This is a genomic window from Luteimonas sp. A478 (genome assembly GCF_054052025.1).
The window spans coordinates 22,657-45,940 of sequence record NZ_JBSVRF010000001.1 but is presented as its reverse complement, the minus strand read 5'-3'; the positions used below and the strand labels follow the sequence as shown (position 1 = coordinate 45,940).

At 67.4% G+C, this 23,284-nt stretch carries 16 protein-coding genes and 1 pseudogene; 8 read left to right on the top strand and 9 right to left on the bottom strand.

From position 1 onward, the window contains the following. Positions 1–141 precede the first annotated feature (141 nt). The 3 genes from tdh (at position 142) to kbl (ending at position 3,713) form a co-directional block, all read left to right on the top strand. Positions 142–1,176, top strand: a complete 1,035-nt coding sequence (gene tdh / locus ACW7G3_RS00260) for an L-threonine 3-dehydrogenase (RefSeq protein ID WP_456981116.1) — start codon at positions 142–144, stop codon at positions 1,174–1,176. Between the two features lie 299 nt (positions 1,177–1,475). After that, a complete protein-coding gene (locus tag ACW7G3_RS00255) occupies positions 1,476–2,489 on the top strand; it encodes a hypothetical protein (RefSeq protein WP_456980566.1) in 1,014 nt (337 codons plus the stop codon). Between the two features lie 30 nt (positions 2,490–2,519). Then, complete coding sequence (gene kbl, locus ACW7G3_RS00250) at positions 2,520–3,713, top strand: glycine C-acetyltransferase (protein WP_456980565.1); 1,194 nt, start codon at positions 2,520–2,522, stop codon at positions 3,711–3,713. 15 nt (positions 3,714–3,728) lie between these two features. On the opposite strand, the gene ACW7G3_RS00245 is transcribed toward kbl, so the two are convergent. The 3 genes from ACW7G3_RS00245 to ACW7G3_RS00235 all read right to left on the bottom strand — a co-directional run bounded on the left by ACW7G3_RS00245 (position 3,729) and on the right by ACW7G3_RS00235 (position 7,160). Beyond that, positions 3,729–4,385 (bottom strand): hypothetical protein, encoded by a 657-nt coding sequence (locus ACW7G3_RS00245; protein ID WP_456980564.1) that lies wholly within the window; start codon positions 4,383–4,385, stop codon positions 3,729–3,731. A 75-nt stretch (positions 4,386–4,460) separates the two neighbouring features. Further along, positions 4,461–5,537, bottom strand: a complete 1,077-nt coding sequence (locus ACW7G3_RS00240) for an OmpA family protein (protein WP_456980563.1) — start codon at positions 5,535–5,537, stop codon at positions 4,461–4,463. 183 nt (positions 5,538–5,720) lie between these two features. Next, complete coding sequence (locus tag ACW7G3_RS00235) at positions 5,721–7,160, bottom strand: bifunctional 2-methylcitrate dehydratase/aconitate hydratase (protein ID WP_456980561.1); 1,440 nt, start codon at positions 7,158–7,160, stop codon at positions 5,721–5,723. Between the two features lie 78 nt (positions 7,161–7,238). On the opposite strand from ACW7G3_RS00235, the gene yczE reads away from it, so the two are divergent. From yczE to ACW7G3_RS00220, 3 genes are all read left to right on the top strand, one after another. Then, on the top strand, positions 7,239–7,871 hold the full coding sequence (gene yczE / locus ACW7G3_RS00230) for a membrane protein YczE (protein ID WP_456980560.1): 633 nt from the start codon (positions 7,239–7,241) through the stop codon (positions 7,869–7,871). Positions 7,872–7,942: 71 nt separating this feature from the next. Next, positions 7,943–9,991, top strand: a complete 2,049-nt coding sequence (locus ACW7G3_RS00225) for an oxidoreductase (protein ID WP_456980559.1) — start codon at positions 7,943–7,945, stop codon at positions 9,989–9,991. Positions 9,992–10,356: 365 nt separating this feature from the next. Then, positions 10,357–10,812 carry a cell wall hydrolase gene (locus tag ACW7G3_RS00220; RefSeq protein ID WP_456980558.1) on the top strand — a complete coding sequence of 152 codons (456 nt, stop codon included), beginning with the start codon at positions 10,357–10,359 and terminating at the stop codon, positions 10,810–10,812. 97 nt (positions 10,813–10,909) lie between these two features. On the opposite strand, the gene prpF is transcribed toward ACW7G3_RS00220, so the two are convergent. From prpF to prpB, 5 genes are all read right to left on the bottom strand, one after another. Next, positions 10,910–12,124: a 2-methylaconitate cis-trans isomerase PrpF gene (prpF, locus tag ACW7G3_RS00215; protein ID WP_456980557.1), complete on the bottom strand. Its 1,215-nt coding sequence runs from the start codon at positions 12,122–12,124 to the stop codon at positions 10,910–10,912. A 58-nt stretch (positions 12,125–12,182) separates the two neighbouring features. After that, a complete protein-coding gene (locus tag ACW7G3_RS00210; RefSeq protein WP_456980556.1) occupies positions 12,183–12,812 on the bottom strand; it encodes a 2'-5' RNA ligase family protein in 630 nt (209 codons plus the stop codon). After that, on the bottom strand, positions 12,812–15,436 hold the full coding sequence (gene acnD / locus ACW7G3_RS00205; protein WP_456980555.1) for a Fe/S-dependent 2-methylisocitrate dehydratase AcnD: 2,625 nt from the start codon (positions 15,434–15,436) through the stop codon (positions 12,812–12,814). Before acnD ends, ACW7G3_RS00210 begins: the two co-directional genes overlap by 1 nt. Before the next feature lie 40 nt (positions 15,437–15,476). Further along, a complete protein-coding gene (gene prpC / locus ACW7G3_RS00200; protein WP_456976452.1) occupies positions 15,477–16,634 on the bottom strand; it encodes a bifunctional 2-methylcitrate synthase/citrate synthase in 1,158 nt (385 codons plus the stop codon). Positions 16,635–16,724: 90 nt separating this feature from the next. Continuing rightward, complete coding sequence (gene prpB, locus ACW7G3_RS00195) at positions 16,725–17,600, bottom strand: methylisocitrate lyase (RefSeq protein ID WP_456980554.1); 876 nt, start codon at positions 17,598–17,600, stop codon at positions 16,725–16,727. Positions 17,601–17,722: 122 nt separating this feature from the next. On the opposite strand from prpB, the gene ACW7G3_RS00190 reads away from it, so the two are divergent. After that, on the top strand, positions 17,723–18,979 hold the full coding sequence (locus ACW7G3_RS00190) for a citrate/2-methylcitrate synthase (protein WP_456980553.1): 1,257 nt from the start codon (positions 17,723–17,725) through the stop codon (positions 18,977–18,979). Positions 18,980–19,010: 31 nt separating this feature from the next. On the opposite strand, the pseudogene ACW7G3_RS00185 reads toward ACW7G3_RS00190, so the two are convergent. Next, positions 19,011–21,528 (bottom strand): annotated as a pseudogene (locus ACW7G3_RS00185) (S9 family peptidase). A gap of 251 nt (positions 21,529–21,779) precedes the next feature. Between ACW7G3_RS00185 and ACW7G3_RS00180 the strand changes: the two are divergent. Continuing rightward, entirely contained in the window at positions 21,780–23,132 is a 1,353-nt protein-coding gene (locus ACW7G3_RS00180; protein ID WP_456980551.1) for a M14 family zinc carboxypeptidase, read from the top strand. The last annotated feature ends 152 nt before the right edge of the window (positions 23,133–23,284 follow it).

Below are 23,284 nucleotides of genomic sequence, written 5' to 3'. Positions count from 1 at the left end.
GGTCTCGAATGGGCACAGCCAGCAAGTCTACCGCCGCGAGGGCGCCCCGGAGCGCCCCACGCCGGGGCCAATCGGGACCGCAGCGTATAATCACCGGCCCGATCACAGATGGAAATCCGCCCAATGGCTCAACCCAGCCAGATCCCAACCACCATGCGTGCGCTGGTCAAGCGCGAAGCCGCCAAGGGCATGTGGATGGAACAGGTCCCCGTTCCCACGCCGGGTCCGAACGAAGTACTGATCCGGGTGGAGAAAACCGCGATCTGCGGCACCGACCTGCACATCTACCTGTGGGACGAGTGGAGCCAGCGCACGATCAAACCAGGGCTGGTGGTAGGCCATGAGTTCGTCGGCCATATTGCCCAGATCGGCCCGGGCGTGAGCGGCTACGACATCGGCCAGCGGGTCTCCGCCGAGGGTCACATCGTCTGTGGCAACTGCCGCAACTGCCGCGCCGGCAAACAGCACCTGTGCCCCAACACGGTGGGCATCGGCGTGAACCGCAACGGCGCGTTCGCCGAGTACATCGTGATGCCGGCCAGCAACCTGTGGCCGATCCCGGAGCAGATTCCCAGCGCGCTGGCTGCCTTCTTCGACCCCTACGGCAATGCCGCGCACTGCGCGCTGGAGTTCGACGTAGTGGGCGAAGACGTGCTGATCACCGGCGCCGGCCCGATCGGGGTCATGGCCGCCGGCATCTGCAAGCACATCGGCGCGCGCAACGTGGTGGTGACCGACGTCAACGACTACCGCCTGCAGCTGGCCACCGACATGGGCGCCACCCGCGTGGTCAACGTGGCCAATGAGTCTTTGCAGGATGTGATGGCCGGCATGGGCCTGGAAGGCTTCGACGTGGGCCTGGAGATGAGCGGCAACCCGCACGCCTTCAACGACATGCTCGACACCATGTACCACGGCGGCAAGGTCGCCCTGCTCGGCATCCTGCCCAAGGGCGCCGGCATCGACTGGGATCGCATCATCTTCAAGGGCCTCACCGTGCAGGGCATCTACGGCCGGCGCATGTACGAGACCTGGTACAAGATGACCCAACTGGTGCTGGGCGGTTTCCCGCTGGACAAAATCCTGAGCCACGAGCTCCCCGCCGCCGAATTCCAGCAGGGCTTTGACCTGATGGAATCGGGCAAGTGCGGCAAGGTCGTGCTCAACTGGTCCTGACGAACCGGTGGTTTCCTGCACCGCATGGCTTTCTGACAGTCGCGCATCGTCGTGACCTGACAGGCCCCGGCGTGGCCGGGAAGCCTTTGCGCTCCATGCCCCCCGGCCTCCGCCTGCGGCGAAGGCCTCCTCCTTTACTTACGCGCAAAGGCCTCCCGGCCACGGCGGGGCTCGGCTCCGGATAGACGCCAGGGTTTCGACATAACCGTGCTTTGGCGGGCTGGGCCGGCCTGCATCCCGTCTGACGTGCGTGTGATACTCCCCTCCTTGGAAGCACCTAAACATCTCCAGGAGGAATCATGCGTCTGTCCGCATTTGCGTTTCTGGTCACGGCCTCGGCTTTCGCACTCCCATCGCTGGCGACGATGCGGGATTGTCCAACGCACGCCGATCCGCCTGCGACTGTCTGTCGGGCGGCTGTTCACGGTTGGGCGTACGCGCCCGATGAGGCAAGCGCAGCCCGGGCTGCTGAAGCCTTGGACGCTGCGGCTTCGGACTTCCAGCGCCATCTCGGACGCATCCCACCGCGGGGCGCTCTGGTTCTGAGCAAGAGCTTCGACCAGGAAGCCTCGACCCGGTTCTCCGAGGAGTTCGGGCTGGGCTACGTGCAGGTATGGCTGGATGCCGCGGTACAGCGCGCGATGCTTGAAAGGACGTTGCGGCAGGCTATGCCCGACATCGACGACGCCAAACTGGAAGCGGTCCTAGACACCCAGGGGGGAGAAGGCCACGCCAACACACTCAGGCACGAGCTCGGGCATTCAATGTTCGCTGCGACGTTCTGGCCGCAGGACCAGGCGGCGCCAGAGGAGCGTTATGGAAGCCCTGCACCCGACTGGCTGGATGAAGCCGCCGCGATGCTGATGGAAGCCGACCTTTACCGCGGCAGACATGAAGCCGCGTTCCTCGAAGTCCTGCGAACCACACCCGAGCACATTTCTCCGGTGTCCGAGTTCGTGCAGATGGAGCATCCAATGACGGCGGATGCCCGTGCCGCGTTACTCGCCGGCGGCGGGCAGGAAAGCGATTCTGGCGTGCAGGTAATGGCCTCGTCCGGCCCCGATTCCACCCGCGTAACAAGGTTCTATGGCCAATCGATCATGTTCGCCAACTTCCTGATCGAGTCCAGTAGGGACACCGGAATCCTCGGTCCAATCAGCGCTGCGCTGGCAGAAGGAAGCACGTTCGCAGGCTGGCTCGAAAACTCCGGCCCCCAGCATGGGCTGCCAGCGTCAATTGAGCGACTGGAGACGGCGTGGGATGCATGGTGCCAGCGGAGGCTGGCGCAGGTCGGCACTGCAGCAGGCGGGTAGAATGGAGCACCACCCCCCGGACTTCTGCACATGTCTCTGACCTCTCGCTACAACGCAGCCTTGGAAGATATCCGCGAGCAGGGCCTGTTCAAGGCCGAGCGCATCATCACCGGGCCGCAATCGGCCGAGATCACGCTCGAGGACGGGCGCAAGGTGCTGAACTTCTGCGCCAACAACTACCTCGGCCTGGCCGATCACCCGGACCTGATCCAGGCGGCCAAGGACGCGCTGGACACGCACGGCTTTGGGCTGGCCTCGGTGCGCTTCATCTGCGGCACCCAGGACGTGCACAAGGAGCTGGAGAAGACCATTGCCGACTTCTTCGGCAAGGACGACACCATCCTCTATGCCGCCTGCTTCGACGCCAACGGGGGCCTGTTCGAGCCGCTGCTGGGGCCGGAAGACGCGATTGTTTCCGATTCGCTCAACCACGCTTCGATCATCGACGGCGTACGCCTGTGCAAGGCCAAGCGCTATCGCTACGCCAACTGCGACATGGCGGATCTGGAGGCGCAGCTGAAGCAGGCCCGGGCCGACGGTGCGCGCACCATCATGATCACCACTGACGGCGTGTTCTCGATGGATGGCTTCGTCGCGCCGCTCGATGAAATCACCGCGCTGGCCGAAAAGTACGACGCACTGGTCCACATCGACGAGTGCCACGCCACCGGCTTCATCGGCGCCACCGGCCGCGGCTCGGCCGAGGTCAAGGGCGTGCTGGAGAAGATCGACATCATCACCGGCACCCTGGGCAAGGCCATGGGCGGCGCGATCGGCGGCTTCACCACCGCCAGCGCCGAGGTGATCGAGATGCTGCGCCAGCGCTCGCGCCCTTACCTGTTCTCCAACTCGCTGCCGCCGCACGTGGTGGCCGCGGGCACAAAGGCGTTCCAGATGCTGGATGCCGCCGCCGACCTGCGCGGGCAGCTGGCCGACAACACGGCGCATTTCCGTGAGCGCATGACCGCAGCTGGTTTCGACCTCAAGCCCGGCGACCATCCCATCGTGCCGGTGATGCTGTACGACGCCCCGCTGGCCCAGCGTTTCGCGGAACGCCTGCTGGAGGAAGGGATCTACGTGATCGGCTTCTTCTTCCCGGTGGTCCCCCAGGGCGAAGCCCGCATCCGCACCCAGATCAGTGCGTCGCATACACGGGAACAGCTGGACCAGGCCATCGACGCATTCACCCGCGTCGGTCGCGAACTGGAAGTCATCGGCGCCTGAGCGGCGCCGACGGAATCATTCCTCGCTGGTGACCTCGGTCACCGGCAGGACATCGGTCAGTGCCGGAGTCACGGGCGCATTGGGATCAACGCGGCGACCGGCACTGTAACCATTGGCCTGCAACCAGGCATCGAAGTCATCGGCGGTCATGCGCTGGCCGCCCTGGGTCATGTTGAACCGGTACGGCGTGTTGTCGAATTCCGTCTGCTTGATGTAAGCAGCCGGATCGGCCACCGCGGCGACGCCCGCCTGCGGGGCTGCCATGGCCAGGCCGCTGCATGCTTCCACACGCAACCGCTGAAGTACCTGATCGAGCGATTGCTCTTCGCCATAGGCTCGCGCAAGCACACCACCGTGACCGCCAAGGCGGTAACTGGGGGCAACCAGTTCCGGTGCCACCGGCGCCAGCATGGCCGGCGCAGCGATCGCTGCCGCAACCGCCGGCGCAGCGCGCGAACACTCCGACGCATTGACCAGGAAGGGGGCCGCGGCAAGCAGCACAACGGCAACAACAGGCTTGAACATGGCATTGGTCCCGATGGAGGCGGAAAGAGTGTAATCCCTTGAAGAAGATGCCGCAAACCCTTGTTCCGCAAGGGGCGCATTCATCCAAATCCCGGCGTCGTTAGGCCTCTTCCTGGCCGCAACGGACCGCGACATGGCCACTCCCATCTTGCATCACCCGTCAGAAAACAGAAAGCCCGGCACTGGGCCGGGCTTTCTGGTGTTACTGGAGCTTGCGTCCGATCAGTTCTGGACGTTCAGCTCGGTACGACGGTTGCGCGCGCGACCTTCCGGATTGTCGGAACCATCCGGGTTGGTGTTCGGCGCAATCGGGCGGCTCTCGCCGTAACCGATCGGACCCTGCAGACGGCTGGAATCAATGCCGTTGCTGGTCAGGTAGTCGTACACAGCCTGGGCGCGACGCTCGGACAGGCCCTGGTTGTACTGCTCGGCACCAACGGAGTCGGTGTGACCTGCAACCTCAACACCCAGGTCGGGGTAACGACGCAGGATCTCGGTCGCCTCGTTCAGGATCTGCACAGCATCCGGACGCAGGGTCGAACGGTCGAAGTCGAAGTTCACGCCGGTCAGATCGATGGTGATCGGAGCAGGCGGCGGCGGCTCAACCGGTGCCGGTGCCGGCGGCGGCGGCGGCGGCGGCGGGGCGATCGGAGCGGTCGGCTCCGGACCCAGCGGAATCACCAGGCCAACCTGGGCCACGATATCGGTGAACTGGCTCTCTTCCTGATTGTGCGGGTAGCCGCCCCAATCCTGACCACCGTTGGCTGCGTAGCTGTCGTCGTCGAAGTCACCGCGCATGAAGACTTCAGCACGGACCGCCATGCGGTTGGTGAACGTACCCTGCACGCCAGCACCAATCTTGGCGGCCAGGTTGCCGTCCTTGCGCTTGCCCGGCGAATCCGGGTTCGGGAAGTTATCAAACTCCTCTTCAGCGCGCTGGTAACCGACACCGAACAGCACGTACGGGTTCCATGCACGCTCGTCAGTCACGAAGTGACGACGGAAGTCGAACGAGATGCCGTACTGCGACCAGCGCAGATCGTGGTTGGCACCAGCGATGCTGCTGTCGAACTGCGGGTTCAGGTAATTCAACTCGGCGTCGACGGACCACACCGGGCTGATGAACTTGCCCAGGCCCAGGGACACGGCACCGCTATCGTCGGTGCGGCGGTCATTGTCCTGGAAGTTGTAGCCGGCGCCTGCGGTCAGGTACCAGCGATCGTCGAACTCCTGGGCATTAGCCACTGAGGCCAGGCCCAGGCCGCCGGCGAGCGCGGCACAGAGGAGTTTCATTTTCATCCGTAATGCTCCTTGATCAAGGGGGATAAAGCTTTGCTTAAAAAATGTTTTGGAACTTGGACCAGCTTTCAGGCCGCGCAGGCCCAAAACCTTCGTGACACAGGCTAGGGACAGCCGCGTGAAGACGACGTTAACAGTAACATAACAGTTGAGCCCATCTCACCTATTCCAGCCTCCTCTTGTTCAGCTTGCGTAGAGGTCCATGAAACGGGCCAGCGGCATCTCGTCCATGAGCCTTGGGTCCTTTGCCAGTGCCATGAGTCTATCGACGCTGTCAGCGGGCAGACGGGCGCGGAACGCCTGTTCGCACTTCGCCACCAACAGCGGAATCCCCTCCTCCCGCCTCCTGCGATGGCCGACAGGGTAGTCGATCACGACCTTCTCCGTGAACGATCCGTCCCTGAAAAACACCTGCACCGAGTTGCCGATGGCGCGCTTGTCGGTATCGAAGTAATCGCGGGTGAAGCGCGGCTCTTCCTTCACCTGCATCCGAGCGCGCAAGGCATCGATCCGCGGATCCGCCGCCACTTCATCACCATAGTCTTTCGCTTCCAGCCGCCCGAAGATCAACGGCACCGCCACCATATATTGCAGGCAGTGGTCGCGATCGGCGTAGTTGTCCAGCGGCCCGGTCTTGTCGATGATCCGCACCGCCGCCTCCTGGGTGCGGATCTCCACCCGCTCGATCCCGTCCAGGCGCTCGCGCACCTGGCCGTGCAGCTGCATCGCGCACTCGACCGCGGTCTGGGCGTGGAACTCGGCCGGCCAGCTGATCTTGAACAGCACGTTTTCCATCACGTAGCTGCCGAACGGCCTTTCGAATTCAAATTCCTGCCCCTCAAACAGCACGTCATAGAAGCCCCAGGTCGGGGCCGACAGCGCCGAGGGGTAGCCCTCCGTTGTTTTTCGCACCGCATTGAGGGCATGGACCACGGCGCGACGGCAGGCATCACCCGCCGCCCAGCTTTTGCGCGGACCAGTGTTGGGGGCGTGGCGATAGGTCCGCAGCGCGCCGCCGTCGATCCAGGCGTGCGAGAGCGCATTGATCACTTCCTCCCTGCCCCCGCCCAGCATTGCAGTGGCGATCGCCGTGGACGCCATCCGCACCAGGATCACATGGTCCAGGCCAACGCGGTTGAAGGAGTTGCGCAGGGCGTACACGCCCTGGATCTCGTGGGCCTTGATCGCCCAGCCCAGCACATCGCGCACCGTGATGTGCTTGCCTTCCTTGCGCGCCAGCCAGTCGGCCACGGCCAGGATCGTTCCGAGGTTATCCGAGGGGTGCCCCCACTCGGCCGCCAGCCAGGTGTCATTGAAGTCCAGCCAGCGCACCAGGGTGCCGATGTTGAACGCGGCCTGGGCCGGATCCAGCTCGAACCCGGTGCCGGGCACGCGGGCACCGCCCGGGATTTCGCCTCCCGGCACCAGCGGTCCCAGGTGCCGCCTGCACTGCTCGAAATCAAGCGCCAGCATCGCGCAGGCCAGGGAATCAAGCAGCATCCAGCGGGCGGTGTCATACGCCAGGTCGGAATCGATCCGGGCATCGATGACATAGTCCGCCACCTCGACCAGCGGACGGTCGGGGGCGGGACGCGCTGCGGAACGTGCATCGGGCGAAGCCATTGCCGACTCCAGGAAGGATTCAGGGCGATGCTGGCATACGTGGCGTCACCGTCATGCTCACGGGCTAAAATCGCCCACATGCATTCCCTCTTCCCCGAACGCATGGCCCGGCTGCTGCTGGGCCTGTTCCTGTATGGCATCGGCACCAGCATGATGGTGCGCGCGGGCATCGGCCTGGCCCCGTGGGACGTATTGAGCCAGGGCGTTTCGATACGTGTCGGCATCCCATTCGGGCTGGCAACGGTGGTGATCGGGATCGGGGTGTTGGCCCTGTGGCTGCCGCTGCGGGAGAAGTTCGGCATCGGCACCGTGCTCAACGCCCTGTTGATCGGCCCCAGCGCCCAGCTGGGCCTGTGGGCGATCCCCGATGCGCAGGGCCTGGTGGCTCAGACCGCACTGTTTGCCGCGGGGCTGGTGCTGCTGGCCGCCGCGACCGGCCTGTATATCGGCGCCGGATTTGGCGCGGGTCCACGCGATGGCCTGATGACCGGCCTGCACCGCCGCACCGGCCGGCCTATCTGGATGGTGCGCAGCCTGATCGAAGCCGCGGTGCTGGTGACCGGCTGGTGGCTGGGTGGCACCGTGGGCTGGGGAACCCTGGCCTTCGCCTGTCTGGTGGGACCGCTGTGCGGCATCTTCCTGCCGATGTTCGCGATGGCGCCGCCGGTGCGCACCGCCTGCGCGGGTAGCGCTTCGCCGCCGACAGACTAGGCTGTCGATCGCTTGCCTGCGGCGTGCATCCCCGGCACCCTGCGGGTTCCATACCCCAGCGTATCCCGTCCATGCCGCCTGCTCCTGCCTTGCCCGCCACGGCCGCACCGCCCTACCCGCATATGTTCGAACCGCTGGACCTGGGGTTCACCACCCTGCGCAACCGGGTACTGATGGGCTCGATGCACACCGGGCTGGAAGACCGCCGCGGCGACTTCCCGAAGTTGGCCGCGTATTTTGCCGAGCGCGCCGCGGGCGGGGTGGGACTGATCGTCACCGGCGGCTTTGCCCCCAACGTTGCCGGCTGGCTGAAGCCTTTCGCGAGCCGCCTGTCCCGGCCCTGGCACACCGGCAAGCACCGCCAGGTCACCCGGGCGGTCCATGACAATGGCGCAAAGATCTGCCTGCAGCTGCTGCACGCAGGCCGCTACGCCTACCACCCGCTGTCGGTCGCACCTTCCCGAATCAAATCGCCGATCACCCCTTTCACGCCCCGCGCCCTGTCCGGCCGCGGGGTGGAGCGCACCATCAGCGCCTACGTCACCGCCGCGACGCTTGCCCGCGATGCCGGCTACGACGGCGTGGAAATCATGGGTTCGGAAGGCTATCTGATCAACGAATTCGCCAGCGCGCGCACCAACCGGCGCGATGACCGTTGGGGCGGACCGCTGGAAAATCGCATGCGGTTTGCCACCGAGATCGTGGCCCGGGTGCGCGAAGCCTGCGGCGAAGATTTCATCCTCATCTACCGCCAGTCGATGGCCGAGCTGGTGCCCGATGGCTCGAGCTGGGACGAGATCGTGACCCAGGCCCAGGCGGTTGAAGCCGCCGGTGCGACCATCCTCAATACCGGCATCGGCTGGCACGAATCACGGGTGCCTACCATCGCCACCTCGGTACCGCGCGCCGCCTTCGTTGCGGCCACGGCAAAAATGCGCGCCCATGTGCGCCTGCCGCTGGTAGCCAGCAACCGCATCAACATGCCCGACGTGGCCGAAGCCGTGCTCGCCTCCGGCGGCGCGGACCTGGTGTCCATGGCCCGTCCGCTGCTGGCCGATCCAGAATGGGTCAACAAGGCCCGCGCAGGTAAGCCCCAGACCATCAATACCTGCATTGCCTGCAACCAGGCGTGCCTGGACCATATCTTCCAGAACCGCACCGCCAGCTGCCTGGTCAACCCGCGTGCCTGCGCCGAAACCGAGCTGGTGTACGTACCGACCACTGCGCCACGCCGGATCGCGGTGGTCGGCGCCGGGCCGGCTGGACTGGCCTGCGCCACGGTGGCGGCGGAGCGCGGCCACCAGGTCACCCTGTTTGAAGCGGCTGCCGACATCGGGGGGCAGTTCAAGCTGGCCATGCGAATCCCCGGCAAGGAGGAGTTTGCCGAGACGCTGCGCTGGTTCCGTCATCGCCTTGAAGACACCGGCGTACAGGTGCGACTGTCCACACGCGCGGATGCCGTCGCGCTCTCCGGCTTCGACGAAGTCGTGCTGGCCGCGGGCGTCGAGCCGCGACAGGTGGACTTTCCAGGCAGCGGGCATGCCAGGGTTCTCAGCTACCCCGACGTATTGGATCAACGGGTCGTCCCCGGGCCAAGGGTGGCCATCATCGGCGCCGGGGGTATTGGCTTCGACGTGGCCGAATATCTCATCCACGCAGGCCCCTCGCCCGCCCTGGACCCCGCCCTGTGGATGCGCGAATGGGGCGTGGACCCGGATTTCGCCAGTACAGGTGCACTGGTTGAACCGCAGCCCGAGCCGCCGGCGCGGCAGGTGTGGCTGCTGCAGCGCAGTCCCGGACGCCTCGGCACCCGGCTGGGCAAGACCACCGGCTGGATCCACCGCGCCACATTGCGCAACAAGCAGGTCGAGATGCTGGGCGGGGTGGAATACCTGCGCGTTGATGATGATGGCCTGCACATCCGCGTGGACGGCAGGACACAGGTGCTGGAGGTGGATCACGTGGTGATCTGCGCCGGTCAGGAACCCCGCCGCGACCTGCTGGGTGCGCTCCGCTCCTCCGGCATCGAGCCGCACCTGATCGGCGGCGCGGATGTGGCCGCCGAGCTGGATGCCAAGCGGGCAATCGACCAGGGTTGCCGGCTCGCTGCAAGGCTGTAAACGCGGCTTCGCGGGCACCCTAACCCGCGGAATGAGCCGGGAAACAGCTGGCTCGACCCGCCGGAACCGGCCGCCAAGTCAAGTTTTCCTATTCAGGTTGAGTTGTGCAAACCCGCATTAAGGTGCGCGCAGTCCGTAGGAGGCCCATGCCGCCACGGTCGATCCACCGCAATCCTGAATAGGGATGCGCTGGATCAGGGCTACAAAGCGCCACAGAGTCGCTGCCCTTGTCGCGAATCGTTCGCGAGCGTCCGGTCATATCCGGGTGCGCCCATTCGCCATGCCGGATCCGGTCACCGGTTGCTACGCCCATCAAGGGCAGCAATCGCGACCCCCAGCGCAACGAAGCAAGGAGATACAACGAAATGACACTGGGCTGGATCCTCTGGTTCGCCACGCTGCTTCCGCAGCCGGCGGCCGACTCGCTCTGTCTTGGCACCACCGTGTACCTGGAAGCCCGCAACCAGTCCGTGCTCGGCCAGCAGGCCGTCGCCGAGGTGGCGCTGCGCCGCCAGGACAGCGGCCTGTGGGGCGATTCCATGTGTGAAGTGGTCACCGCGCGCAAGCAGTTTGCGCCGGGCATCGTTTCACCGCGCATGCGCCTGACCAATTCCCGGGCGTGGGCGCACTCGCTGAACCTGGCCATCGAATCCGAACGCAACTGGGCCCTGCCCCCGGGCAGGCGCGAAGAACTGGTGCCCGGCGCCAGCCACTTCCTCGCCCACGACATCGCCTCACCCAACTGGCGCAATGCGCCGCAGGTGGCGGTGATCGACGATCACACCTTCCTGAAGGTGCAGAACCTCACTCCGCGGACCTGATCCAGGTACGGGAGAAGCCCCGCCACTGGCAGCCGGCACTCCTCCAGGCACCTCGCGTCTGCATTCCCGGCCCCGGTATCCACCGGGGCCGTTGCGTTCAGCGCCCCGCGTCCAACGTATCCGCCGGCACCCGCACTGCGCCTTCCATCAGCACCCGTGCGCTGCGGCTCATCACCGCCTTGGTCACCGACCACTGGCCGCCCCGCTGGCTCACTTCAGCACCGACCCCCAGCGTGCCCGAGGGATGTCCAAACCGGACCGCGGTGCGCTCCCCGCCTCCCGCCGCCAGGTTCACCAGCGTGCCCGGCACCGCTGCCGCAGTGGCAATGGCCACCGCGCAGGTACCCATCATGGCGTGGTGCAGTTTGCCCATCGACATCGCCCGCACGTTGAGGTCGATATCGGCGGCAGCGATGGCCTTGCCACTGCTGGCCAGGTAATCAGCCGGCGGCGCCACGAAGGCCACCTTCGGCGTGTGCTGGCGGGTGGCGGCCTCTTCGGGCGCGTTGATCAGCCCCATGCGCAGTGCCCCCGCCACGCGGATGGCCTCCAGCTCCGCCAATGCAGCCGGATCCTCGTTGATGACGGGCTGCAGCTCGGTGCCCGTGTAGCCGATGTCGGCGGCGTTGACGAACACCGTGGGGATGCCGGCGCTGATCATGGTGGCCTCAAGCCGCCCCACGCCCGGCACCTCAAGTTCATCCACCAGATTGCCGGTGGGGAACATCGAGCCGCCCTCGCCGTCATCATCGGATGGATCCATGAATTCGAGCACGATCTCCGCCGCCGGAAAGGTCACCCCGTCCAGCTCGAAATCGCCGATTTCCTGCACGTGCCCGTCCACGATGGGCACGTGGCAGATGATGGTCCTGCCGATATTGGCCTGCCACACCCGCACCGCGAAGCTGCCGCTCTCCGGCAGCCGTGCCGGGTCGATGAAGCCGTTGGCAATTGCGAACGGACCCACGGCGGTGCTGAGGTTGCCGCAGTTGCCCGACCAGTCGACGAAGGCGGTATCGATCGACACCTGACCATATAGATAGTCGACGTCGTGATCCGGGCGGCTGGACTTCGAAATGATCACGCACTTGCTGGTCGAGGATGTCGCCCCGCCCATGCCGTCGGTGTGCTTGCCATAGGGGTCGGGCGATCCGATCACCCGCATCAGCAGGCCATCGCGTACCGGGCCGGGCACGCGCGCCGCCTCGGGCAGGTCTTCGAGGCGGAAGAACACGCCCTTGGAGGTACCGCCACGCAGATAGGTGGCTGGGATCCTCAGCTGGGGAGCATGAAGGGGCTTGCGATCGGTCATGGCGCGGTCCTGCGAAGACTTGCCTGCCCGGTAACCGGCAGGCCATGTGAAAGAAGGATCAGAACAGGCTGGCCTGCGACACCCTGGCAGCGGGAGGGCCCAGCATCCAGCGGCCCAGCGTGGTGTAGCCGTAGGGCCGTCCGCCGCCGAGAACCAGTTCAAACGCGTCCACGGGCCACTCGATGGAAGGCATCGATCGGGTCCGGGGCAGCTCGCCCTGGAACGTGTAGCTCAGGGTGACATGCGGGGAATGTCCGCCGCCTTTCGGCAGCCCCTGCGCCGCCGCGGCGTCGTTGATTGCATCCACCAGCGTGGCGAGCCCGGTGCAGGCCCCACGCTGGCGGGCCTCGACATTGAAGCTGCCGCGCTGGTTCCTGCCCGACCTCAGCTGGTCGAGTTCGATGGTGAAACCGGGCACGCGCACCTGCCCGCCTGCAGCAAGCAGCCGCTGCCTGAGCTCCGGCCGGTCGGCATAGCGGTCCGAGACCGACTGATGCCAGAGCGCGGCCGGAAACAATTCCGCGCCCAGCGCCACCTTGATCCCGGCAGATTCAATGGCGCTGTCCAAAGCCGTCGCCGCGGGCGGCGCCATCCTCAGCAGGAACAGCAGCCGGGGGCCGCGCCCCGGCCACCAGGCATCGTGGATCGCAACGTGGGCTTCGGCCCCGCCTGGCAACCGTTCGAACATCAGGCTGCGTTCGACGCCAGGAAGTCCTGGGCGAAGCGCTGCAGCACGCCGCCGGCCGAATAAACCTGCGCGTCCTCGTCGGAATCCAGGCGGCAGGTGACCGGCACTTCCACCCGCTCGCCATTGCGGCGGTTGATCACCAGCGTCAATGTGGCGCCCGGGGCAGGCTCGCCGAGCACGTCAAAGGTTTCCGTACCATCGATGCCCAGGGTCAGCCGCGTAGTGCCGGGCTGGAACTCCAGCGGCAGCACGCCCATGCCCACCAGGTTGGTGCGGTGGATGCGCTCGAAGCCTTCCGCCGCGATCGCTTCTACGCCGGCCAGGCGCACGCCTTTGGCAGCCCAGTCGCGGCTGGAACCCTGGCCGTAGTCGGCGCCGGCAATGATGATCAGCGGCTGCTTGCGCTCCATGTAGGTTTCAATCGCCTCCCACATGCGCGTGACCTCGCCTTCCGGCTCGATCCGGGCCAGCGAGCCCTGGCGGACCTCGCCGTTTTCATCGCGCACCATCTCGTTGAGCAGCTTGGGGTTGGCGAAGGTGGCCCGCTGCGCGGTCAGGTGGTCGCCGCGGTGGGTCGCGTAGGAATTGAAGTCTTCCTCGGGCAGGCCCATCTTCGCCAGGTATTCCCCGGCAGCGCTGCTGGCCATGATCGCGTTGGACGGCGAGAGGTGGTCGGTGGTGATGTTGTCACCCAGCACGGCCAGCGGGCGCATGCCCTTCATGGTGCGTTCGCCGGCCAGCGCGCCCTCCCAGTAGGGCGGACGGCGGATGTAGGTACTCATCGGGCGCCAGTCGTAGAGCGGCTCCACGCGGGTGCCATCGTCCACCGCCAGGCGGAACATGGGCTCGTACACGCGGCGGAACTGCTCCGGCTTCACGCTTGCCTTGACCACCGCGTCGATCTCCTCGTCGCTCGGCCAGAGGTCCTTCAGGCGCACCTCGTTGCCGTCCGCGTCCACGCCCAGCACGTCCTTCTCGATGTCAAAGCGCACCGTGCCGGCGATGGCATAGGCGATCACCAGCGGCGGCGAGGCCAGGAAGGCCTGCTTGGCGTAGGGATGGATGCGGCCATCGAAGTTGCGGTTGCCAGACAGCACGGCCACCGAATACAGATCGCGGTTGATGACTTCCTGCTGGATGGCGGGATCCAGCGCACCCGACATGCCGTTGCAGGTGGTGCAGGCGAAGCCGACGATGCCGAAGCCGAGTTGCTCCAGCTCCGGCAGCAGCTTGGCTTCTTCCAGGTACAGCTGCACCGCGCGCGAGCCCGGCGCCAGCGAGGTCTTCACCCAGGGCTTGCGGGTGAGCCCGCGTGCGTTGGCGTTGCGCGCCAGCAGCGCGGCGGCAATCACGTTGCGCGGATTGGAAGTGTTGGTGCAGCTGGTGATGGCGGCGATGATCACCGCGCCATCGGGCAGCAGGCCTTCGGCTTCCTGCGCGCGTGCGCCGGCGAGGTTTCCGGCGATGCCGCGTTCGGCCAGGTCACTGACCGGCAGGCGGCGGTGTGGATTGGACGGTCCGGCCATGTTGCGCACCACGCTGGACAGATCAAAGTGCAGCGTGCGCTCGTACTGTGCATCTGCCAGGTCCGGGGCCCACAGGCCGGCGGTCCTGGCGTAGTTCTCCACCAGGGCGATCTGTTCCTCGGTGCGGCCGGTCAGCCGCAGGTAGTCCAGGGTGTTGTCGTCGATGAAGAACATCGCCGCGGTGGCGCCGTATTCGGGCGCCATGTTGGAAATGGTGGCGCGGTCGCCAATGGTCAGCGCCGCGGCGCCTTCACCACGGAACTCCAGGTACGCGCCCACCACCCGCTGCTGGCGCAGGAACTCGGTCAGCGCCAGCACGATGTCGGTGGCGGTGATGCCAGGCTGCGGCTTGCCGCCCAGCTCGACGGCAATCATCTCCGGCGTACGCATCCACGAGGCACGCCCCAGCATCACGCTCTCGGCTTCCAGCCCGCCCACGCCGATCGCCACCACGCCCAGCGCGTCCACATGTGGGGTGTGACTGTCGGTGCCCACGCAGGTATCGGGGAACGCGACGCCCCCGCCGTCATCAGTACGCTCCACGTAGATCACCGGCGACATCTTCTCCAGGTTGATCTGGTGCATGATCCCGTTGCCCGGCGGGATCACATCGACGTTCTTGAACGCCAGCTTGGTCCAGTCGATGAAGTGGAAGCGGTCGGCGTTGCGCCGGTCTTCGATCTCACGGTTGGTGGTGAATGCGTTCGGGTCAAAACCGCCGCATTCAACCGCCAGCGAGTGGTCGACGATCAGCTGCACCGGCACCACCGGATTGACCTGCGCCGGGTCTCCGCCACCTGCGGCGATCGCGTCGCGCAGCCCCGCCAGGTCCACCAGCGCGGTCTGGCCGAGAATGTCGTGGCAGACCACGCGCGCCGGGAACCAGGGGAAATCCAGGTCACGGCGGCGTTCGATCAGCTGCTCCAGATACGCATCGCGCATGTCCGGATCGGCGCGGCGCACGATGTTCTCGGCGTGCACGCGGGCCGTGTACGGCAGCTTGGCCCAGGCGCCGGAGCGGACGGCTTCAACGGCCTCGCTGGCGTCGTACCACTCGAGTTCGGTTCCGGGGAGGGGCTTGCGGTATCGGGTATTCATCGTGTCTCGCTGAAAGCAAAGGCTGGGGACTGCACAGGGATCAGGAACGCTGGTCGATCGGCACGAACTGCAGGTCTTCCGGCCCGGTGTAGTTGGCGCTGGGGCGGATGATCTTGCCGTCGATGCGCTGCTCGATCACGTGCGCGCTCCAACCGGCGGTGCGGGCAATCACGAACAGCGGGGTGAACATCGCCGTGGGCACGCCCATCATGTGGTAGCTGACCGCGCTGAACCAGTCCAGGTTCGGGAACATCTTCTTGGCGTCCCACATGGTCGATTCCAGGCGCTCGGCGATGGCATACATCTTCATGCTGCCCTGTTCTTCCGACAGCTCGCGGGCAACGGCCTTGATCACCTCGTTGCGCGGGTCGCTGACGGTGTAGACCGGGTGGCCAAAGCCGATGATCACTTCCTTGCGCCCCACCCGCTCGCGGATGTCGGCTTCCGCCTCGTCCGGGGTTTCGTAGCGCTTCTGCACCTCGAAGGCGACCTCGTTGGCGCCGCCGTGCTTGGGCCCGCGCAGCGCGCCGATGCCGCCGGCGATGCACGAATGCATGTCGCTGCCGGTGCCGGCGATGACGCGCGAAGTGAAGGTGCTGGCGTTGAACTCGTGCTCGGCGTAGAGGATCAGCGAAGTGTGCATCGCCTTGACCCAGGACTCCGGCGCCGACTCGCCGTGCAGCAGGTGCAGGAAGTGGCCGCCGATCGAGTCATCGTCGGTTTCCACGTCGATGACCCGGCCGTTGTGGCTGAAGTGGTACCAGTACAGCAGCATCGATCCCAGGCTGGCCATCAGCTTGTCGGCGATGTCGCGCGCGCCCGGGTGGTTGTGATCGTCCTTCTCCGGCTGCACGCAGCCCAGCGCGGACACGGCGGTGCGCATGACGTCCATCGGATGGGCGGAAGCCGGCAACTCCTCCAGCACGACCTTCACTGCGGCCGGGATGCCGCGCAGCGACTTCAGCTTGGCCTTGTAGGCGCGCAGCTCGGCGGCGTTCGGCAGCTTGCCATGCACCAGCAGATGGGCGATTTCCTCAAACTCGCTGGTCCGGGCCAGGTCCAGGATGTCGTAGCCGCGGTAATGCAGGTCGTTGCCGGTGCGGCCCACGGTGCACAGCGCGGTGTTGCCGGCGGCGGTGCCGGACAGGGCGACGGACTTCTTCGGCTTGAAGCCGGGGGCTGGGGTTGATTCGGTCATGGGTGTCTCCGGGGTTTCGCGGTGTGGCATCACGGCCATTGGTGGCCGGCGCGGGTCATTGGGGGTTTGCGTCGGGGGCATAGCCCCGACCTACTTGAAGATGGCGTCCAGGCGCTGCTCGAAAGCGTGGTAGCCGATGCGCTCGTACAGCTCCTCGCGGGTCTGCATGGCATCGACCACGGACTTCTGATGGCCGTCGCGGCGCACCGCGGTGTAGACCGCTTCGGCAGCCTTGTTGGCGGCGCGGAAGGCGGACAGCGGGAACAGCTGGATGGCGACGCCGGCCGATGCCAGCTCGTCGCGCGAGAACAGCGGGGTGGCGCCGAACTCGGTGATGTTGGCCAGCACCGGCATCTGCACCGCGTCCACGAACTTGCGGTAGGTCTCCAGGTCATTCGCCGCCTCGGCAAAGATGCCGTCGGCGCCGGCTTCCACGCAGGCCAGCGCGCGTTCGATCGCGGCGTCCACGCCTTCCACCTGGATCGCATCGGTGCGGGCGATCAGGAAGAACTCCGGGTCGGTCTTCGCATCGGCAGCGGCCTTGATCCGGTCGACCATTTCGCCCTGGGACACGATTTCCTTGCCCGGCCGATGGCCGCAGCGCTTGGCGCCCACCTGGTCCTCGATGTGGCACGCGGCGGCGCCGGCCTTGATCAGGCTCTTGATCGTACGCTCGATGTTGAAGGCGCTGGGCCCGAAGCCGGTGTCGATATCCACCAGCAGCGGCAGGTCACACACATCGGTAATGCGGCGGGCGTCGATCAGCACGTCTTCAAGGGTGTTGATGCCCAGGTCCGGCATGCCCAGCGAACCGGCCGCCACGCCGCCGCCGGACAGGTACACGGCACGGAAGCCGGCGCGCTTGGCCAGCAGCGCATGGTTGGCGTTGATGGCGCCGATCACCTGCAGCGGGGATTCTTCGGCGAGGGCGGCGCGGAAGCGCGCCCCGGGGGAGGCATTGGTCATCGGATACTCCTGCGGATGGGGATCGCGGCACCGGCCCGGGCCGGCCCCTGTCTGCGACTGGTGACAGGCTCGCACCAAACAACCTGTTGATCAATCTTGACCAATTGAATCAATATGTCGCCATGGAAGACGAATTCGTTCCCGCCGCCCGGGCCTGCGAGCTGCTGGGCATCACCCCGGCCACCCTGTACGCCTACGTCAGCCGCGGGCTGGTGCAGTCGCGCCCCGGCGCCGACCACCGTAGCCGTGCGTACCGCCGCAGCGACATCGACAAGCTGCTTGCGCGCAAGCGGGCGGGCCGCGGCGCAGCGCGCGGGGCGGCGCAGAGCCTGGACCGGGGCCTGCCGGTGATGGAAACCCGGATCTCGCAGATCCGCACGGACGGCCCCTGGTACCGCGGACGCTCCGCCGTGGAACTGGCCCGCTGCGGCGCCAGCCTGGAGGAAACCGCGCGCCTGCTCTGGGACTGCGGCGACGAGGATCCGTTCGCCCATCCGCAGGACCTGGCCTGGCCGGACACCGTGCGCGCCGTGGCCGGGGATGGCCGGTTGCGGCCGCTCGATCGCGCCATGGCCGCAATCCCCCTGCTGGCCCGGGACGTGCGTCATTCGTTCAGCTCCTCCGCCGCCGCGCGAAGGGCGATCGCCGCCACCCTGCTCCGCCAGAACGCCGCCCTGCTGGTGGGAACCCCACCTGGCAGCATGCCGGTGCATCGGCTGCTGGCGCAGCACTGGAAGCCGGGCGATGCCCGCTTGGAAGAGCTGGTGCGGGCGGCCCTGGTGCTGTGCGCAGAACACGAGCTCAACGTGTCCGCGTTCGCCGCGCGCGTGGTCGCTTCCACCGGCGCGCACCTGCACGCCACCGTGTGTACCGGGCTGGCCGCGCTGTCCGGACCGCGCCACGGCGGCGCCACCGAGCGCGCCCACGCCCTGATCGGCGAGGCCCTGGCGGCCTCCTCCCCGGCCGCGCACGTCACCTCGCGCTGGCAGCGTGGCGACGACCTGCCGGGCTTCGGCCACGCGCTGTATCCGCAAGGTGACCCGAGGGCGACCGAACTGCTCGCCATGCTCCGCCAGGCCCGCGGCGACTGCGACGCGATGCAGCGCATGGAGCAGATCATCGCCGCCGCGGAAGAAGCCAGCGGCCAGCGCCCCAACATCGACTTCATGCTGGCGGCCCTATGCCACGCCCACGCCCTGCCCGCCGCGCCGGCCCTGGTCATGTTCGCCGCCGGCCGCCTGGCCGGCTGGCTGGCGCATGCGCTGGAGCAGCAGGCCTCCGGCCACCTGATCCGGCCGCGGGCGCGCTATGTTGGCGACCAGCCGGCTGCCACCGCGCCGGCCGGGGCGGATGCCCACGGCCCAGCGGCGGTCGACTGACGCACGCAGCAGGTCTGTTTCGCCCGGGCGGTCAGTCCGCCTCCGCGCGCGCCGCGTCCCCGCCGCGCGGCCCGGCATCGCGCACGTAGCGGTCAAACCAGGCCAGCATCTCGGCCACGAAATGCTCGTTTGATTCCTGGGCCGTATACCAGTGCGGCTCGAAGGGCAGCATCACCAGGCGCGTGGTCCCGCCGTTGCCGCGGATGGCCTGGAACAGGCGCGGCGACTGCAGGGCCTCGGTGCCGGGGTTGGCATCGTCGGCGCCGTGCACGATCAGCAGCGGCTCGTCGATCTTGTCGGCGTGGAAGAAGGTCGAAGCCTGGTCGTAGACCTCCGGGGCGGCCCAGAACGAACGGCGCTCGTTCTGGAAGCCGAACGGCGTCAGCGTCTTGTTGTAGCCGCCGCTGGAGGCCACGCCGGCCCGGAACAGGTCGCTGTGCGCCAGCAGGTTGGCCGCCATCAGCGCACCGTGGCTGTGGCCGGTGACGCCGATCCGGTCCGGATCCACCACGCCCAGTTCCACCGCCTTGCCCACCGCGGCCTCGGCATTGGCCACCAGTTGTTCGAGGTAGGTGTCGTAGGCGTTGCGCGGGTCGCCGACGACCGGGAAGGCGGCGTTGTCGATGATCGCGTAGCCGGCCAGCAGCAGCAGGCGGTAGTCGGACAGGCGGGTGAAGGTCTGTTCCGAGCCGCTCACCTGGCCGGCCGTGGACGGGTCGGCATAGTCCATCGGATAGGCGTAGAGGATGGCCGGAACCCGGGTGCCTTCCTGGTAGCCGGGCGGGGTGTACAGGGTGAACGACAGCTCCACGCCGTCCTCGCGGGCGTAGGTCACCAGGCGCTTGCGCACATCACGCACCAGCGGCGCCGGATCCGGGAAGCGGGTCAGCTGGCGCGGGGTGGAAGCGAACGCCGCCTCGCCTTCGGCCGCATCCGGCAGGGCATCGCCGAACTGGCGCAGGAACAGATTGGGCGGGTCCACAGGCGACTGGTGCCAGGTCAGCAGGCGCGAGCTGTCGCCGTCGATGAAGCCGACGAAACTTTCGTAGGCGTCCGGTGCGCTGCGGAACAGCCGCGTGGTCTCGCCAGTGGCCAGGTCGTAGCGGTCCATGAACGGCCGGTTGCCCTGCGGGGTTGCGCCGGCGCCGGAAAGGAACAGCGCGCCGTCTTCCTTGTGCAGGACCGCGGCCCCGTTGGCCAGGCGCCGGTACCTGGGGTTGCCCGGGTCGGCGTAGCGTTCGTTGATTGAACGGTCCCACAGCACCCGACCCGGCGCCGCCAGATCGTCGAGGTCCTGCAGGTGGGTGGTCAGCCAGCTGCGGTTGGCGTCGTGCTCGTAGACCAGCGCACGGCCACCGTCGGCGAACCAGGCGGTGCCGGCATGGCGCTGCGCCAGCCGCGCGATTTCGCGCGGCTGGCCGGTGAACGGCGCCTCCAGCGTCAACAGCCGGTCGCGCTCGGGCACGTCGTTCTTCCAGTCGCCGCCGTCCAGCGCCTCGGCCCAGACCAGGGTCGCGGGCTGGTTCGCCCGCCAGGAGTGGCTGCGCGGGCCGGTGGCCACGCCGCGCACCGGCACCCGGTCGGCCACCGGCAGCTGCGCCAGCGTGTGGGTGCGGCCGCTTTCCAGGTCCAGCACCACCACGTCGTGGGCAAAGCGGTTCCACGCGGTGACGTAGGAATACGGGCGCCTGAGCTCGTGCATCAGCACGTGGCGCCCGTCAGGCGCAGCGCTCACCCGGCCGATGACCGCACGCCCGTGCACCGGCGTGACCCCGCCGCTGGCGACGTCCACGGTGGCCAGGCTCGCGGTGGCGTAGTGATCGAACAGCCTCTCGTCCTCGGGGCTGGACAGCGTGTCGCGCGCCTCATAGGTGCTGCTTTCCCCACCGCCGTCGGTGGCGTCGGTGATCTCGGGACCGGGCGGGATTCCGGCCCTTTCCGGTGCCGGCCCCAGGTCCTCGGGCACCAGTTTCACCAGCAGGCGTTCACTGCCCCCCCAGCCACTGCAGGCTGCTGTCCAGGATCGGATTGAGCTGCACGCCCTCGATGCGCCGCACCTGGCCGGTGGCGGCCTCGCCCACCCACAGCTCGACGCCGCTGGCGGTGGTGTTGTCGAATGCGAAGCGCTGGCCGTCGGGTGACCACGAGGCGAACCCGGGGCACGCACCCTCGGGCAGGGTCACCGGGGTCTCGGCACCCGTGGCCAGGTCGAACAGGCTGAAGCCGTCCAGGCAGGTGCGGATGCCGTAGCCGCTGGAGCGGTCGTGGCGGCTGTGGTTTGCCGGCGTGATCCGCACGCCGGCCAGCCGCAGGTGCGGCTCGGCCACGCGCCCGATCGAAGGATGCGGCGACTGCTGCACAAGCAGCGCGCGGCTGCCGGTGGGGTCGATCGACGGCGAGGGATTGAGCGGCGCGCGCATCACCCCGAGCAGGGGCTCGGGCGGCTGCATGTAACCGCTTGCGGCGTCCGTACCGTCCCCGGCCATTGCTGCCGCCGGAAATCCCGCCCCACCGGCAAGCAGGCATACCGCCATCGCCGTCCCCGCCATGCTCCACGCTTTCACTACCCGCATCCCTTGATCTCCCCTTGCTCCGGCCAACCAGTGGGCCGCTCCAATGCTTTTACACGCCAGCGGCGGAATACTTCAACAGACGCCGCTCCCGACGCTGGCGCACGCGCGTCAGGGTAGCAGCCGGCCCGCCACCTGATCCGGCCCCGGCGAGGTATGTTGGGACAGCCATCACCACAGCCTGGTCCGGACGGGACGGCCACGCTTCCGCTATCCACAGGAAACAACACATGCTTGCCAGACTGACGCTGCCGCTGCTGCTTTGCGCGCTCGCCATCATCGCTGCCTGCGCCGCGGATGCTCCCGCGCGGACACCTCCGGTCGCAACCGCTGAAACAGCCGTTCCGGCCGCCCCCGGATGGCTCGGTGAGCTGGAACAGCTGTACGACCGCTCACTGCGGGTGGACGGGCTTGAGTCACGCAGTTTCTCGCCGGAGCAGTGGTGGCAGGTGGCCACGCCGCTGCTGGCCGAAGGCCGCGGCTTCGCGGTCGAGGAGATCGGCAGCAGCGCCGAAGGCCGTCCGCTGCGCCACGCGCAGTGGGGCGAAGGCGATACCCGGGTGCTGCTGTGGTCGCAGATGCACGGCGATGAAAGCACCGCGTCGATGGCGCTGGCCGACCTGTTCCACTTCCTCGGCGCCCACCCCAACCACCCGCTGGTGGCGAAGCTGCGCGAGCACACCAGCCTGCACTTCTTCCCGCTGGTGAACCCGGATGGCGCCGCCCGCTTCCAGCGCCGCAACGCGCAGGGAGTGGACATCAACCGCGACGCCCGCGCCTTGGCCACGCCCGAAGCGCGCGCACTCAAGGCATTGCGCGACCGGATCGAACCGGAATTCGGCTTCAACCTGCACGACCAGCGCCCGGGCTATCGCGCCGGCGACAGCGATCGCGGCGTGGCCATTGCCCTGCTCGCGCCGCCGTACGACGAAACCCGGGGGATCAACCCGGTCCGCAGCCGTGCCATGCACGTGGCCGCCGCCATGCGCATCGCCCTAGAGCCGCACATCGCCGGCCATATGGGGCGCTGGGATGACACCTTCAATCCACGCGCCTTCGGCGATCTCATGACCGCCTGGGGGACCAGCACGGTGCTGGTGGAATCGGGAGGCATCGAAGGCGACCCTGAAAAGCAGGCCGTGCGCCGGCTGAACTTCATCGCCCTGGCCGCGGCCCTGGATTCGATCGCCACCGGCAGCTATGTCGATGCGCCGCATGTGCTCTACACCGACCTGCCGGAAAACGGCCGCGTCTACCCCGACCTGCTGATCCAGGGTGCCACCATCGCCGCCCCCGGCCTGCCGCCGCTACGGGCCGACCTGCTGGTCAACTTCCAGCACCCGCTGGCCGGCCGCGGCGGACGCATCACCGACATCGGAGACCTGGCCGAAACCGGGGCCCGCCACACCGTGGACGCCAGCGGGCTGTACATCGTGCCGATGGCAGACGACAGCGACGCGAAGACCAGCGCCGCCATCGCTGTCGGTTCAGCCGCCCGTTTCCACCTCAGCCGCGACGCGGCTGCCAGCGATCCCGTCTGGACCCTGGATCGCGACATCGACCCACGCGACCCAATGCCGTAGGTCGGCCCTACGTGGCCGACGCGAGACGTCCGATTCGGGGGACTGGACCACCACCTCCCTTCTTCACCCGGTAGGAGCGCGCCATGCGCGCGAAGCCGCGTGACGGCGGGCGGCCGGGCAGCTTCGGTACCAGCGCTAGGACCGACGCCTCG

What these genes read in the sequence shown, in the direction of transcription:
- ACW7G3_RS00255 (WP_456980566.1), top strand. Translation starts at nt 1,476, where the DNA reads ATGCGTCTGTCCGCATTTGCGTTTCTGGTCACGGCCTCGGCTTTCGCA.
- kbl (WP_456980565.1), top strand. Translation starts at nt 2,520, where the DNA reads ATGTCTCTGACCTCTCGCTACAACGCAGCCTTGGAAGATATCCGCGAG.
- ACW7G3_RS00245 (WP_456980564.1), bottom strand. Translation starts at nt 4,385, where the DNA reads ATGGGAGTGGCCATGTCGCGGTCCGTTGCGGCCAGGAAGAGGCCTAAC.
- ACW7G3_RS00240 (WP_456980563.1), bottom strand. Translation starts at nt 5,537, where the DNA reads ATGAAAATGAAACTCCTCTGTGCCGCGCTCGCCGGCGGCCTGGGCCTG.
- ACW7G3_RS00235 (WP_456980561.1), bottom strand. Translation starts at nt 7,160, where the DNA reads ATGGCTTCGCCCGATGCACGTTCCGCAGCGCGTCCCGCCCCCGACCGT.
- yczE (WP_456980560.1), top strand. Translation starts at nt 7,239, where the DNA reads ATGCATTCCCTCTTCCCCGAACGCATGGCCCGGCTGCTGCTGGGCCTG.
- ACW7G3_RS00225 (WP_456980559.1), top strand. Translation starts at nt 7,943, where the DNA reads ATGCCGCCTGCTCCTGCCTTGCCCGCCACGGCCGCACCGCCCTACCCG.
- ACW7G3_RS00220 (WP_456980558.1), top strand. Translation starts at nt 10,357, where the DNA reads ATGACACTGGGCTGGATCCTCTGGTTCGCCACGCTGCTTCCGCAGCCG.
- prpF (WP_456980557.1), bottom strand. Translation starts at nt 12,124, where the DNA reads ATGACCGATCGCAAGCCCCTTCATGCTCCCCAGCTGAGGATCCCAGCC.
- ACW7G3_RS00210 (WP_456980556.1), bottom strand. Translation starts at nt 12,812, where the DNA reads ATGTTCGAACGGTTGCCAGGCGGGGCCGAAGCCCACGTTGCGATCCAC.
- acnD (WP_456980555.1), bottom strand. Translation starts at nt 15,436, where the DNA reads ATGAATACCCGATACCGCAAGCCCCTCCCCGGAACCGAACTCGAGTGG.
- prpC (WP_456976452.1), bottom strand. Translation starts at nt 16,634, where the DNA reads ATGACCGAATCAACCCCAGCCCCCGGCTTCAAGCCGAAGAAGTCCGTC.
- prpB (WP_456980554.1), bottom strand. Translation starts at nt 17,600, where the DNA reads ATGACCAATGCCTCCCCCGGGGCGCGCTTCCGCGCCGCCCTCGCCGAA.
- ACW7G3_RS00190 (WP_456980553.1), top strand. Translation starts at nt 17,723, where the DNA reads ATGGAAGACGAATTCGTTCCCGCCGCCCGGGCCTGCGAGCTGCTGGGC.
- ACW7G3_RS00180 (WP_456980551.1), top strand. Translation starts at nt 21,780, where the DNA reads ATGCTTGCCAGACTGACGCTGCCGCTGCTGCTTTGCGCGCTCGCCATC.